The 13,854-nt window shown below is 43.5% G+C and carries 11 protein-coding genes; 2 read left to right on the top strand and 9 right to left on the bottom strand.

The window, feature by feature from the left end:
- The first annotated feature begins 139 nt into the window (after positions 1–139).
- Positions 140–808 carry a 7-carboxy-7-deazaguanine synthase QueE gene (queE, locus tag SNR28_RS16330; protein WP_375753726.1) on the top strand — a complete coding sequence of 223 codons (669 nt, stop codon included), beginning with the start codon at positions 140–142 and terminating at the stop codon, positions 806–808.
- 94 nt (positions 809–902) lie between these two features.
- Here queE and SNR28_RS16325 read toward each other — a convergent pair whose 3' ends face one another.
- The 6 genes from SNR28_RS16325 to SNR28_RS16300 all read right to left on the bottom strand — a co-directional run bounded on the left by SNR28_RS16325 (position 903) and on the right by SNR28_RS16300 (position 7,762).
- On the bottom strand, positions 903–2,162 hold the full coding sequence (locus SNR28_RS16325) for a dicarboxylate/amino acid:cation symporter (protein ID WP_375754103.1): 1,260 nt from the start codon (positions 2,160–2,162) through the stop codon (positions 903–905).
- Between the two features lie 338 nt (positions 2,163–2,500).
- Entirely contained in the window at positions 2,501–3,412 is a 912-nt protein-coding gene (gene mak / locus SNR28_RS16320) for a fructokinase (protein WP_375753725.1), read from the bottom strand.
- A gap of 128 nt (positions 3,413–3,540) precedes the next feature.
- Positions 3,541–3,777, bottom strand: a complete 237-nt coding sequence (locus SNR28_RS16315) for a hypothetical protein (protein WP_375753724.1) — start codon at positions 3,775–3,777, stop codon at positions 3,541–3,543.
- 493 nt (positions 3,778–4,270) lie between these two features.
- Complete coding sequence (locus SNR28_RS16310) at positions 4,271–4,894, bottom strand: DsbA family protein (RefSeq protein ID WP_375753723.1); 624 nt, start codon at positions 4,892–4,894, stop codon at positions 4,271–4,273.
- Between the two features lie 96 nt (positions 4,895–4,990).
- Positions 4,991–6,895: a YadA-like family protein gene (locus SNR28_RS16305; RefSeq protein WP_375753722.1), complete on the bottom strand. Its 1,905-nt coding sequence runs from the start codon at positions 6,893–6,895 to the stop codon at positions 4,991–4,993.
- Between the two features lie 78 nt (positions 6,896–6,973).
- The gene (locus SNR28_RS16300) at positions 6,974–7,762 is read right to left on the bottom strand and encodes a hypothetical protein (protein ID WP_375753721.1); all 789 of its coding nucleotides are present in this window, start codon (positions 7,760–7,762) and stop codon (positions 6,974–6,976) included.
- Positions 7,763–8,135: 373 nt separating this feature from the next.
- On the opposite strand from SNR28_RS16300, the gene SNR28_RS16295 reads away from it, so the two are divergent.
- Positions 8,136–8,795 carry a helix-turn-helix domain-containing protein gene (locus SNR28_RS16295; protein ID WP_375753720.1) on the top strand — a complete coding sequence of 220 codons (660 nt, stop codon included), beginning with the start codon at positions 8,136–8,138 and terminating at the stop codon, positions 8,793–8,795.
- Between the two features lie 75 nt (positions 8,796–8,870).
- Here the strand turns inward: SNR28_RS16295 and SNR28_RS16290 are convergent, their stop codons facing one another.
- The 3 genes from SNR28_RS16290 to SNR28_RS16280 all read right to left on the bottom strand — a co-directional run bounded on the left by SNR28_RS16290 (position 8,871) and on the right by SNR28_RS16280 (position 13,661).
- The gene (locus SNR28_RS16290) at positions 8,871–10,154 is read right to left on the bottom strand and encodes a phosphatase PAP2 family protein (RefSeq protein WP_375753719.1); all 1,284 of its coding nucleotides are present in this window, start codon (positions 10,152–10,154) and stop codon (positions 8,871–8,873) included.
- Between the two features lie 130 nt (positions 10,155–10,284).
- Positions 10,285–10,518 carry a DUF333 domain-containing protein gene (locus SNR28_RS16285; RefSeq protein WP_375753718.1) on the bottom strand — a complete coding sequence of 78 codons (234 nt, stop codon included), beginning with the start codon at positions 10,516–10,518 and terminating at the stop codon, positions 10,285–10,287.
- 77 nt (positions 10,519–10,595) lie between these two features.
- The gene (locus SNR28_RS16280; RefSeq protein ID WP_375753717.1) at positions 10,596–13,661 is read right to left on the bottom strand and encodes an efflux RND transporter permease subunit; all 3,066 of its coding nucleotides are present in this window, start codon (positions 13,659–13,661) and stop codon (positions 10,596–10,598) included.
- Positions 13,662–13,854 lie beyond the last annotated feature (193 nt).

Genomic DNA, 13,854 nt, shown 5'->3' with positions numbered 1-13,854 from the left:
TCTTCGATGTCAAACCATAACAGGTACAAATACATATCCAATACGGTAAAAAGTAGAGCACCTAACAGTTCTGGATAAATATCAGATTTTCTATAAACTAGCCCACCTCTTCGAAAACCAACTCAGGCGGATTGTTACTATGCTAAAACTCAACGAGCTCTTTCAAACTATTCAGGGTGAAGGCGTATTTACAGGGGTGCCTGCAATCTTTATCCGCTTACAAGAGTGCCCGGTAGGTTGTTCGTGGTGCGATACCAAACAAACCTGGGACGCAACTCCTACCGATGAAACCAATACACAAACAATCATAGAGAAACAGGGAGACTCTCCCCTTTGGTGTCAGGTCTCAGAGCAAGACTTAATCGATATTTACCAACAGCAAGGTTTTACTGCCAAACACATAGTGATCACCGGTGGTGAGCCGTGCATTTATGACTTAACCAAGCTCACACAAGCATTTGAAGCGATCGGGTGTCAGTGTCAAATCGAAACCAGTGGTACATCATCCGTAAAATGTTCAGATGACACTTGGGTGACAGTGTCACCCAAGATAGGTATGGGCGGTAAACTCCCGGTACTCGATCAAGCACTACTGCGTGCAAATGAAATCAAACACCCTGTGGCGAGAGAAAGAGACATTGAGCAACTGGACGAGCTATTAGTAAACGCTGGCGTACCAGAAAACACCGTAATTGCACTTCAGCCTATTAGCCAGGGAAAAAGAGCCACTGAGCTATGCATCGAAACATGTGTCAGTCGTAATTGGAGATTGTCTGTTCAGACACACAAATATCTGGACATAGCGTAGAGCTCCAGCAAGCAACTACCATTAAGCAAAAAGATGAGTTAATAAAAATAGGCCTGCATTCTTGCAGGCCTATTTTGCTATATTTCGAGAAAGATTAAGCTTCTTGCTTGCTCAGCTCAGGTTCTGCTGCATCTTCTTCGATTAACGAATCAACAATCAGAGCACATGCCGCATCGCCAGTAATGTTCAGAGCCGTACGGATCATGTCGAAAATTCGGTCAAGTGCGAACAGTAGTGGTAAGCCTTCGATTGGAATCCCTGCAGCCAGAAGTACTGCAACTACAAGGAATGAAGGACCTGGTACACCCGCCTGACCTACTGCACCTAGAGTTGAAGTAAGGATGATGGCGATGTACGCGCCCATAGAAAGATCAATATGGAACAACTGTGCGAAGAAAATAGCGACCAAACCGTAGTAAATCGCGTTGCCTGACATATTAATCGTTGCACCAAGAGGCAGTACAAATGAAGCCGTAGAGTTACGAACTTTCAACTCGTGCTCAGTCGCATCCATTGTTACAGGCAGGGTTGCCATTGAAGATGCCGTTGACAAAGCAACTGCCTGTGGTTTTTTCATTACCGACAGGAACTTACGGGCAGAGGTTTTGGTAAGCAGCTGAACCAGTAAAGGATAGACGATAAAACCGAAAATTAGGATTGCTGCAACGTAAACAACGAATAGCTTTGCCACGACCATCAAGGCGCCAAAACCAAAGGTACCAACTGCTTCTGCCATTAAGCCAAATACACCCAGTGGAGCGATAAGCATAACCTTGTTGATCATCCATACCATTGAATCAACAACACAGTTAACACCACGCATCACAGGCTCACGCTTCGCTTTTTCTTGCTTAGAAAGAGCAATACCGAAGAAAAGGCAGAACACAAGAATTTGCAGAATATTCGCTTCCGTCAGAGACTGGAACACGTTGGTCGGAATCATTCCCGTAATAGTCTGCCAAAATGTTGGTAGTTCACCTTTGGAAGCATATTCAGAAGAGAACATACTTTCGATGTTTGAAACATCGATACCGATACCCGGCTGAAAAACTTCACCCATCACCAATGCTAAAGCAACTGCCAGTGCTGATGTCAGAGCAAAGAAGCCCAAAGTCGTCACACCAACTTTACCTGCATTAGAGCTATCACCTAGCCCCGCAGCACCAGAGATCAATGCAACAGCAACAAGTGGGATCACCAGCATTTTGATTAGATTAATAAATATATCCCCCAACGGTGCAAACATCGCTGCGGAATCCCCCATGATGGCACCAACCAGAGTACCAATAATCATAGCTATTACGACCTGAACGCCGATATTAGCTAATACACCTTTCTTTTCTGTCACTCGCAAACCTCCCAGTTTCAAATTATCTACATAAAAATAACAAAGCAGCCATTTAATTTAATATTCACCAAAATAACAAAATCATATTCCGTATAAATTATATTTAATAGATGCATATATAGATTGAATTTGTACACGTGTCGTGCGTGCTACGCAACCGACTTATTTATTAAAAAGACGGTTTTTTGATCCGGATTAGCGCTTAGGTATAAATCAACTTTAAGAAGGTGATGGGGTTCAAATAGAAGTAAATGAGTAAGATGAGTCTTTGAAGGTTTTCTGTCAGCTTTAATAACCCAACAAAAGGTGGCACCTGAGTTACAGGTGCCATACAGTACTTTTATTTAGCGTTCGTTAGGCCATAACCAGGCTGCGCCTCTCACACCACTGGAATCGCCGTGTACTGCAGGTTTGATTTCGGTAAAGCATTCACCACCAAAGACATACTCTGGTAAAAGTTTTGGAATGTTTTCATAAAGACGCTCAATATTGCATACACCACCAGCTAATACAACGACATCAGGATCCAGAACATTGATGACACCCGCCATCGACTTGGCAAGACGTCGTTCATACGCCTCAAGCGTAATGTTCGCGGTTTCATCACCTGCCATCGCAAGTTCTGAAATCTCTTTTCCTTTCAGTTTTCTGCCTGTCCTTCGCTCGTAATCGGCACATAAACCAGTACCAGAAACAAACTGTTCAATGCACCCACTCTGCCCACAGTAGCAAGGCGTTGAATCAGAGAATGACCGCTCTTCGGTATCCTGCCACGGCATGTTGTTGTGACCCCATTCACCACCAATGCCGTTACCACCCGCATGCGGTTTGCCATCAATAACAACCCCTGCTCCCGCACCAGTTCCCAATATGAGCGCTAAAACAACATGCTTTCCAGCTCCGGCACCGTCAGTGGCTTCAGATACCGCCATGCAGTTAGCATCATTCGCGACACGCACTTCGCGTTCCAGCAAATCAGATAAATCTTTGTCGAGAGGTTGACCATTGAGCCAGGTAGAGTTGGCGTTTTTTACTTTTCCGCTATAAGGAGAAATGGTTCCAGGTATGCCAATACCGACTGTACCTTTCTGTCCAGTAGCCGCTTCAGCATCATCGACTAGCCCTTTTATTGCCTTCAGGGTGCCTTCGTATGTGCCACGTGGCGTTGCAACTCGTTTACGAAAAAGCTCTTCACCCTCATTTGAGAGTGCAATAACTTCTATTTTTGTTCCGCCTAAATCAATCCCTATACGCATGAACTCTCCAGCCTAATCTATTGAAATATACGTCACTATTTTGTCTTAGTTGCCAGAACGATTCTGTGCGATTTATCTCGCTAGAAGAAAGAGTAGATGAATTGCGGTTCGGGTAGAAATGTGAAGAGTTATCTGAAGCGTTTCTTAATATCATTAAGTCTTTTTTCTTCAACAATCTCGATGTATTTCTCCATGATCAAAAGAACAACCATTCCCACTAACCATATTGAGCCAAATATGACACCGACATAAATAAAGATCATGCCTAATCTCTCGGGTTTTTCCGCAAAAAGAGTGATTCCACACGTAATTAGCGTTAAGAGAATCGGTGCGGTGACGGCCAAAAAATACTCGAACTTTTCCATTAATAACCGTCACCGTAGTCAACATTGAGCTCGTCAGATAAATAGATGCCGACCAAGGGTATTATCGAAACACCGACACAAACAAGCACGATGGGAATATTGGTTATCAAAGAAATGTAGGTAAAAATACCTATGCCAACGACAGACCACAAGAGGATGAAACTAAGTGAAAAGACGGCGTTATGTTTTGCCCAAATGAGCCTCGCTTTATGAGACCATTCTGCCTGCTTTAACCTATATATGATGCGTTTAGCCGCAGAATAAATGGCGTAGAGAGTGCCTCCAAATATCCCAAATGGACCGGTAAACAGGAGGAAAGCCGATGCCAATAACAAGGCGAATACCGTTTTAAATAAACGAAACCGAAATTTACACATCGCTACTCATGTACTCCGAACTATTGGTTGCGTGACCAGTGAAAAATACAGAGCACCTCCAGTACTTGGGTACCCTGATCTTTCAAATGCTCTAACTTGTTGTTAACCAGTACTAATTAAGAACCGCTAAGTTCAAAGATAAGTTGCTCTAACTCAGACATACTTTTAAGTGACGTCAGCTTTATTTGCTTATTGCCGTTTACAACAATCGTCGGTGTCGCAGTAATACGGTACTGTTCTGTTAGCTTGTCGAAAGTAGCAATATCCTGTTGAACATCTTTACAACCCTGACGGAAATCAACCGAATCGCCACCGCAACTTTCAATCAGCTTGGCTAAATCTTCGCGGGTTTGTGGAGCATTACTTGGCTTGTAATGGATGTTTTTAAGAAGTTGGTCGACATACTCGTGTCCGACCTTTTGCTTATTTGCTATAGCAATACTCGCCTGAAAATCTTCACCCATAGGGCCAAATTTTACCGGGACATCAACAAACTCGACCTCAGCACGCTCTGCAATAATTCGAAGTGGCGTATGAACCGCTGCGCACGGTTTGCAATAAGGTGAATAAAATACCTTGATTTCGCTTTCAGGTGTCGCTTCCTGTTTAAGTGTTACGTAATGTACATTTTCAACAAAATTCGACGCGTATGCTTTAGGGAGATTACGAACACCAATGGCAATAACCACAAGAATCAGACAGATGTATGCCGCTGTTGCTTGTTTAACGAGACTATTCATGAATAAACCTTTGTTAGTGATTCAGATTGGCAGGAAAAATTAGGGAAGCGTCACCGAAGACACTTCCCTTTTTCTCTTTTATTTAGATACGCTTTTTTAAAATACGTATTGTGCGCCAACGCCAGCCGAGAATTGGTCAGAAGAACGCTTGCCCTTCGTTTCGTAGTTCACTGACATTGAACCAGACCAGTTTTCCGAGAACTGCATAGCACCACCAACAGCGATAGCTTGTTTAGAACCTGCAGCACCAACACCTACGCCAACACCGTACTGACCAGCAGAAGACAGTACTGGGCGAGCGTTTGAGATAGCGTGAGCAGAAGCAACAACACCATCCATACGGTCTTCAAGAACTAGCATCTTGTTACCCATCTCTCTCATGCTCTGTTCCAAGCTGTCGATGCGCTTAGAGTTCAGGTCCACTGTATTAGCATAACGGCTTGCATCTTGCTCCACAGAAGCACCAGCCTCTGCAATACGCTTATCTACTTCTGCGCTAATTGCGTTTGCTGCATCATCAATAACGTTGCCAGCAGGCTTGACTGGAGTGCCTGAGTTTCCAGAGCGCTCTTCAACAATAACATTACCAGCATCATCTACTTTGATTTGCCCAATTTTATCACCTCGAACATTAGTTACTTCACCAGTATTTGAGTTGATACGAGTACCCGCATGCTCACCTTTATTGATGCTGTAAACCCCATTGCCCTCTTCTTTAACGTCTAGATTTTTTGCTACTCGATCGATCACTTCTGAAGGGTCTTGAGGCTCAACCGGTTCAACAATATTATTGTCAATGTAACCATTCGACTCGTTGTTGTCTGCGTCCCAATATGTGTACTCACCCGTTTTCTCGTTAATACGAACGGTATCACCAGTTTTTTCATTCGAGATGGTTGTGTACCCATCACCAGAAATCGCACCACCAACGTAATTGCCGTCTACATCATAAACTGCGTTACGACCGTACTCGTCTTCTTCTGTATCAATACGACCTATTGATTTAACAATGTCACTAACTTTAACAACGTTGTTGGATTTCACTTCTGTAACAATACCGTTTCTGTCACGGATTTGACCATCGTGAACCTTGCCTTCTGCATCCGTGTAGCTGTACTTACCAGACTTAGTATCGATATGTGCATTTTCATTGCCATTCTTGATTACAATATCATCTCCAAGCTCTTTAACGTCACCAACATAAATTGATGAACCGTCAGAATTCTTAACGTATAAAGACTTGTTACCTTGTTTGTCTTCCTGGATATGAGCACCAGAATCTACGATATCTTGTACATCTAAAGGCTTGTTTGCAGGTTTGATTCGGTCACTTCCATTCGGCTTTTTAGGATCAGTCGGATCAACATAGATTGGTTTGCGACCATTGCTTGGGTCTACTGGATCAATAGGATCTACAGTAACATCATTGTCGATGTAACCCTTAGACTCGTTGTTGTCCGCATCCCAATATGTGTATTCACCAGTTTTCTCGTTGATACGAACAGTATCACCAGTTTTTTCGTTAGTGATTATTGTATAGCCGTCACCAGAAACTGCACCACCGATGTAATCGCCATCTTTACCATAGATAGCATGACGACCAAATTCGTCTTCTTTTGCGTCTATACGATCCACAGACTTAAAGATATCACTAGCGCGAACCGTGTTTGCAATAACATCATTATTTGGCTTCCAATTTGTGTCATCAATTACAACAACATTAGCCATATAGCCATCTTCCATGTAGACACCAGAACCAGATGCTACATCTACATCAATTGCTTTACCTTCTTTGGAGTTTTCAAGACGAATACTGCCATTCTCGAAAGTAGCATCGGCTACATAGTTGCCATCAGCATCCGTTACCATGCCTTTGTTGTCTACTGTAAGGCCGTGTTCTTTAATTTGCTTATTAATATCAGTTAAATAAACATCAAAATCGTCTGCCGCAAAAGTAGAGAAAGAAGCTACAACAGACAGTGCTAAGAGAGTTTTTTTCATTGGAATTTCCTAAAAATAAGGGAGTCCGTTCCCAATGAATCCACATGGATTTTTAAACGAGAGTTGTGGAGAATTTGCTTAGAACGAGAATTTCGCGCCTAGTTTGATTTGGTTGTCTTTGTTCTCGTGGTTACGAGCGAACTGAACGTACGGTGCTACACCGTCGAAGTTGTTCAGGGTTGCTTTGAACTCACTTGTCCAGAAAGAGTTTGCGTCACCAGACAGACCGTTTATGTCACGAATATCTTTGTTTAACTGAGATTTGTGGATAGCCTTAGCTGTAAGTGATACAGCATCCAGGTTGTAACCAACCATTAGGTCGGTACGGCCAATACGGCTTTTCTCTTTTAGGAAATTAGTAGAAGCACCGTTCTTTACATTTGTACCTTTGATCTTGTCAGCTTCAATATCGAAATCGATACGGTAACGAGCAGACGCAAAGAAATCACCAAATGCAGCGCCAGCTTCAAGGCCAGCCTTAACTACATCAGAATTTGGATCTTCAATAGTTAGTTTTGTGTAGTCACCTGGCTTAAGTGGTGGTAGGTCATCCCAAGACTCAGAGAAACCATCTTTGAATTTAACAACGTAACCTACCTGAGGTTTTACGTAGAAGTTCTCTGACAAGTCGAACTTGTATGCTGCACCAAGATCAATTTCTTTGTTGGTTGTGAATTCTGCAGCAAGGCCAAGATTATCCATCGGAGAGTGGCCAATAATAATACCCTGTGTCGCACCTTTAGCGCCTTCAAAGAACTTGCTATCAGAAGTGCTACGATCAGAGTAAACCTCGATAGAGGTATTCGCGAACGCAGAAGAAGCTGTGATGGCTGCCAATACTGCTGATGCTACTGCTACTTTTTTCATTTGTGTTTCCTATGATGTGTGGAGCGATTAAATTTGACCAACCTCAAGCACTATATATGACACATAATCAAGGTTCAGCCTCATATTTGATTTCGAAGTGGATATTACACAGTCATATTTCAAATGTGAATAATCATTTTTGAAATCGGAACACAATTGACATTCGATTGACATTCCTGAACCAAGCATGACATTTACCGAATCATTTTTGATTCATTTGTTCTGAATTTGTTACGAAAAAGGAGTGAAAACAGGACCAGAGGACAGCATATAGATGATTCATGTTCCATTTTTTCTTGAATACTATTGAATATCACACTCGAGTGAATTATGTTCCGGTATGTTTCATATTTGATTTCAAGAACTATTACAGATGGGTAAATCTTCAATGCATGAGAACTATCAGGACAGAATAATCGCGCTGCTCAAAGAACGGCGCGAGACCAACGCAAGCCTTGCAATTGGAATTGGTAAAGGAAAAGCGACGGTAGGAAGATACTTATCTAGATCTGATAACCGAACCTATCCGAGCGTAGAAGAAATCTCTGAAATCGCCAGGTATTTGGGTGTCCAGCCACACTGGTTGGCATTTGGTATCGGTGATAAGTACACAGACGAAGATACTGTCAATCAGATGGTGACCAGTGAAGCGGTCACGGTAAACGTGTATAGCCGTGCCGATATTGCTAAGTTTCTGGAAACAGGAGAAGCTCCTATAGTAACTAAGATGCCTGTACATAAAGAGCACAGCGGACATTTTGGTGTGGTGTACCCAGCTCAGGGAAACATCTCCCATACTTGGGATTGCGCTGCACTGATCGATCTGGATAAGAACTGGGTAAACGACGACTTGGTCTTAGCCAGAATCGGTGACAACCCAATACCCGACTTTTTTACACTGGTTAAAGTCGCAGATACCGTCCATGTATGGTATGGCGATGATACTTCTAAAAACCCGATTCACTCTCTACCTGAAGATGAAATAGAGGTTCTCGGCATTGCATGCTGGGGGACTTGGGCTAAGCGTAGATAGCAATAGTTCTATAGTTTTAAATACTCGAAGAGCCACCAAATAACTACAGGCGGCTCTTCCTTATTGAGTAACTCTTTAAAAGCGGTTGGTAATACTTAGCATCGCCACCTGGGATTCGTAGCTTAATTTGATATCCCTCCAGTTACTATATGCATAACCATATTGAGCGCCCACCTGCCATGAAGGTGTCACATGGTAGTGTATGCCCGCTTCTGCGTAGAAGGAGTGATCATCGAAATACTGTAAATCCATTCGGCTCGTAACAGACCATTTTGGTGCTAAGTAGTATTGCGCTTTCGCGGCAACAGAAGGAAGCAGTAGGTTATCCCTTATTGACTCATACTTGCCGCCCCCAGTCAGCTCTGATTGCAACTCGATATAGTAACCAAACAGACCACCACCAGCTGATAAAAACAGATCCTCATTCACACGCCACTGTTTCAGGTAGTTGGCGCCAAAGCCCCATTGGCGAAGAGATGCGATAAACTCTTCACCTTCATTGTATGTGGTCTTATCAAGCGTCAGAGATCCGATTATGGTCCCTTCCCTACGCGTTTCATTTGGGCTCAGGTTGAACTCTATCGAAGTATCTTTGTCGAGTTTGTACTCATACAATGCGCTTGAAAAAGGCTGATTCGGGTCTAGTGGCTTTGAATGCTCGAAAGTAGGGTTGCTATCGATGTCGCCCATCGAATCGTGTAGATCCGCTCCTAAATTCAGCGTAAAGCTATGTTTGTAGCGGTAATCTTTCGCAGAGACTGTCCTCTGCTTCGTCGATTTGTTGTAATCAAATGCCTGGTTATCGATTTGTACCGTCAGCATCACGCCATCATCTTTGGGAACAGCCAAAACGTTCACACCGTCGGGTTCAAATTCAGAAACCCAATAGCGGCTGTTTAAAAATGCGATACCGCCACCCGCCAATACGTCATCAGCGTAATGGCGATTTCCATGAACACGACTCGCACCCACAAACGTCGCGGCTGCGTATGCTGGCAAACCCCAACTTGCTCCGTAACGGTTATACAGAAAAGAGGCTCCGGAAAATGCTGCTGCTGTATGACCAGATGGATAAGATGCGGTGTTAGATTTATTTGGGCGAGTTCTGCCAACGACAAATTTCCCGGTCCCCACCATGGCGATTGTACTACCCAGTGTGTAAACCTGTTGCTTGGCTCCTTCGAAATCATCATGAACCCACGCAGCAAATAAACCGGTTGCAGGGAGAGCGATTTGAATAATATCGCCGGCCTCAACAATGTCATCATTCACTGAGTCTGTAATAAAGTTATCAGCACTTGTTGCCGCGCTAAATACCAGTGCGAAACCAACTGCGATATTTGTTTTCGTTTTTTTCATATTATTTTTGACTCGGACAAAACCTGTTGGTATTCATTATGGCGCATATATCAAACACGTTTTATACAAAAGTCACAAGATTGAGTTTAAGTTCTGAAATAGCAGTTATTTAATTCAAACATCTGCAATTTTAACGTGATCGATACAAATCCCACTCTTCTATAAGCACTCCATCATCGAGCTTACAATATCCAACCTGACCATCATCGGTCTCCTTGATAATAGATTCACCACCAAGTTCTGCACAATATTCGCTGGCCGGATTTGCCATACCGATAGGTTCTTCTGTTATTTCTTTTGTGCAACCTAAAATACTAATGCTTAATAAGAGTAAGCTTGATAATTTAATAACGTCGACTTTCATTTTTTTCTGTGCTCCGCAGGCATTAAGAAAGAGTTCTTGAGGTTGAAGTAAATACCCCAACCTACTCTGAATACAATTTAAGTGGCTGGTTTTGCTTTACCCAGCTCTCGTATCTGCTGAATGATTACAAAAAACACGCAAGCAAAAATACAGCCGATAAAAGTTGCGGTAACAATACCACCAAATGAAGCAAAGCCTAGCGCCTTCTGACCGCCACATCCAACACCGCTTGCGAGCATCAGTGGCACCAGACCCACACCAAAACTAAAGGCAGTCATAAATACCGCACGAGCCCTTTGACGGAGCGCTTCGACGGCTGCCTCTTTGATACTCAAACTGCCTTGTTCACGCAGTGTTTTTGCAAACTCTACGATAAGAATAGCATTTCGTACTGTCATACCAATCAGCAACACGGCGCTTAGCTGAGTCAGCATATTGATGTCGCCACCTAACCACATAACACCACCCACAATACCCGTTACAGCCGTTGGTACCGTTAGCATGATTACGGTTGGAATTAACCATGACTCATACAGCGCAACCAGCACCAGGAAGCAGATTAGTAAAGCTAGAGAAAACACGACAACAACCTGATTGCCGGCTTTGATCTCTTCCAGCGCAGTACCAGTAAACTCGATACTGATCCCTTCAGGCAGCTCCATCTCTTGTATAAAAGCAATCGCATCGCCACTGGAAACAGATGGAATCGCATCAATCGCAACAGATTGTGTCGCATTGAAACGGTCTAGGAATGAAGGAACATAAATCTCTTCTATAGACAGCACCTTAGTTGCAGGAATGGCACGGCCATTGTGTTGTACGAAGTTGAGGTGCGCCAGGGCTTCCTGATTTTTCCTGAAGTTTGGATCATTTTGCAGCATCACTTTGTAATTTCGACCGTTCATGTTGAAGGTATTGATGTACATACCACCCATAAATGTCTGCAAGCCCGTTACTACACTAGAATAATCCGCTCCATACTTATCTAATGCAAGCCTATCAAGGTTGAGCTTGAGTGCCGGTTTGTCGACATTGAACTGGGTGTACGCCATTTCAATTTCATCACTGGCATTGAGTTTTTCAAGAATGCCTCCAACCAAAACAGCCAGCTCAGCAGGAGAACGTGACTTCGAGTCATTGATCGTCAGGCTTACACCATTCACCGTACCCAGCTCGGGAATCACTGGCGGCTTAAAAGCAAACCCATACAAACCATCTTCAACTTTGTTCGCAAGCAAACCGTTGATGGCTTCAGCTAAATCTGCATCAGAGACATCCCGCTCAGTCATCGGTGGCATAGTAGCCACCATCATCAATGAGTTCATTTCTGGTGAGCTGGTAAGCAGATTAAAACCACTTGCACCAATCACGTTTTTTACACCATCAAGCTGCATCACCTCGTCACTAAGATTTTTAAATGCTGCGTCTGTTACTGAAAGCGACGTGCCAGGAGGGAAAGAGGCAATAACAAATACACCGTTGGTGTCTTCTTCGGGTAGCATTCCTTGGCTAAGTTGCTGGGTTTCCTGAGCAGTCAGATAAAGCAAACCACCCAAAAGCGCGATTGAAAGGACAGGCAGACGAACTGCTCCTTTGGTTAACAGGGTAAATCCACCAATCTTGAAAGAGATGAGTTTGTCTATGCTACATGCAATGACACCTTTCTTTTCACGCTTCATAAACAAAGCGCATAGCGCAGGCGTTAGTGTCAGTGCCACTACGGTACTCACTACTACCGAAGAACAAAGCACGATACCAAACTGACCAAAAATGATACCTGTCATACCATCCATAAAAACTGTCGGTGCAAATACGGCCAAAAGCACCAGCGCACTCGCGACAATTGGGGAAACAACAACCTTTCCCGTTTCAATAATGGCTTCGTCTATAGACATATCAGGATTGTCATGCAATTTCGCTTCGGCATTTTCAATCACGATAATGGCGGCATCAACAACAATACCAATAGCCATCACCAAGCCAAACATTGATATGATGTTGATATCAATACCAAAGGCTCGCATAAAGGCGAAAGTACCAACCAGTGATACAGGGATCGCTGTGATGGTAATAAGTGTCAGACGAATAGACTGCATAAACACCAGTGTCACCAGAGATACAATCGCAACCGCAAGCACAAGGGTTTCAATCACGGTGTAAATGGCACCCGCGACAAACTCCGTTGTGTCGTAAACAGGTTCAACTTTGAACTTAGTATCAATACTGGAGATCAGCTCTTTGACCTGTGTACCGACATCCATCGCGTTAGCATCTGGTGTGCGGTAAATAAAGATGAGTGAGCCTTCACCGCTGTCTACATATGCGTTTGCCACGTAGCTTTCACTACCCAGCTCAACACTGGCAACATCTTTAAGAAGAATCTTTTTAGATAATGACGCGTTACGTATAACGATGTTCTCAAACTCTGCCTTCTCATCTAAGCCACCGTCAACGGAAAGGGAGTATTCTAGCTTGTCACCAACGATCCGTCCCGCACCCGCAATCTTATTTTGAGCGGTAATGGCATAGCCAACATCATCGATGTTTACTCTGTACTTCGCCATCTTTACGGGGTCGGTCCAGATACGCATGGCGTACTTTTTCTCACCGATAATCTGGACTTTGGATACACCGTTAATTCGCTGTAGTGACTCTTTTAGTTCACCACCTGAAAACGCATTAATTTCTAACTCGTCAGATACCCCTGTTTCATCGGTTACAGCGACAGCCATCACCATTCCGCTGGTGAACTTTTCAACCGTAACGCCATTGTTTATCACTGAACTTGGTAGCTCTGGCATCGCAAGGTCAACGCGGTTTTTAACCAGGGTGGCAGCCCGGTCTGGATCTACCGAGTTGTTAAACACCACCTGAAGATAATACGAACCATCAGAGTTATTCGTACTCTTCATGTACTCCATTCCAGGCGTACCATTAACTCGCTGCTCTATCACGGGCGCGACGGACTTCGCGACAACTTCCGCACTTGCACCATCCATCCACGTATAGACTTCAATGGTGACCGGAGAGACATCAGGGTAGCGCCCAATTGGTGACTGCATCGCAGCTAAAACTCCGACTAGTGTGATAAGGATGCTTATCACAACAGCAAACTTTGGCCGTTTAACAAAAAACTTAAACATACTTTTACCTTAAACTCGGGATATGACCATCAAATGGCTCGCGACAGTCACCTAACCAATCATTTATGACGCACTAAAACCCTACATGCGACGACTATGAAATTATTTAATCATGCATGATTTCATCACTCAATAGATAAATGTCATTTTAATGTCATTAATGATCATCAATGGTTGATATGGTTTCACTCAT

It is taken from the genome of Vibrio iocasae (genome assembly GCF_042245395.1).
Taxonomy (GTDB): Bacteria; Pseudomonadota; Gammaproteobacteria; order Enterobacterales; family Vibrionaceae; genus Vibrio; species Vibrio iocasae.
Note: the sequence above shows the minus strand (reverse complement) of the source record. Positions and strands in the feature narration are given on the sequence as shown.

Excerpts from the sequence above, each read along its gene's own strand:
- SNR28_RS16290 (WP_375753719.1), bottom strand. The coding sequence starts at position 10,154 with ATGAAAAAAACGAAAACAAATATCGCAGTTGGTTTCGCACTGGTATTT.
- SNR28_RS16305 (WP_375753722.1), bottom strand. The coding sequence starts at position 6,895 with ATGAAAAAAACTCTCTTAGCACTGTCTGTTGTAGCTTCTTTCTCTACT.
- SNR28_RS16285 (WP_375753718.1), bottom strand. The coding sequence starts at position 10,518 with ATGAAAGTCGACGTTATTAAATTATCAAGCTTACTCTTATTAAGCATT.
- SNR28_RS16315 (WP_375753724.1), bottom strand. The coding sequence starts at position 3,777 with ATGGAAAAGTTCGAGTATTTTTTGGCCGTCACCGCACCGATTCTCTTA.
- SNR28_RS16300 (WP_375753721.1), bottom strand. The coding sequence starts at position 7,762 with ATGAAAAAAGTAGCAGTAGCATCAGCAGTATTGGCAGCCATCACAGCT.
- SNR28_RS16310 (WP_375753723.1), bottom strand. The coding sequence starts at position 4,894 with ATGAATAGTCTCGTTAAACAAGCAACAGCGGCATACATCTGTCTGATT.
- SNR28_RS16280 (WP_375753717.1), bottom strand. The coding sequence starts at position 13,661 with ATGTTTAAGTTTTTTGTTAAACGGCCAAAGTTTGCTGTTGTGATAAGC.
- queE (WP_375753726.1), top strand. The coding sequence starts at position 140 with ATGCTAAAACTCAACGAGCTCTTTCAAACTATTCAGGGTGAAGGCGTA.
- mak (WP_375753725.1), bottom strand. The coding sequence starts at position 3,412 with ATGCGTATAGGGATTGATTTAGGCGGAACAAAAATAGAAGTTATTGCA.
- SNR28_RS16295 (WP_375753720.1), top strand. The coding sequence starts at position 8,136 with ATGGGTAAATCTTCAATGCATGAGAACTATCAGGACAGAATAATCGCG.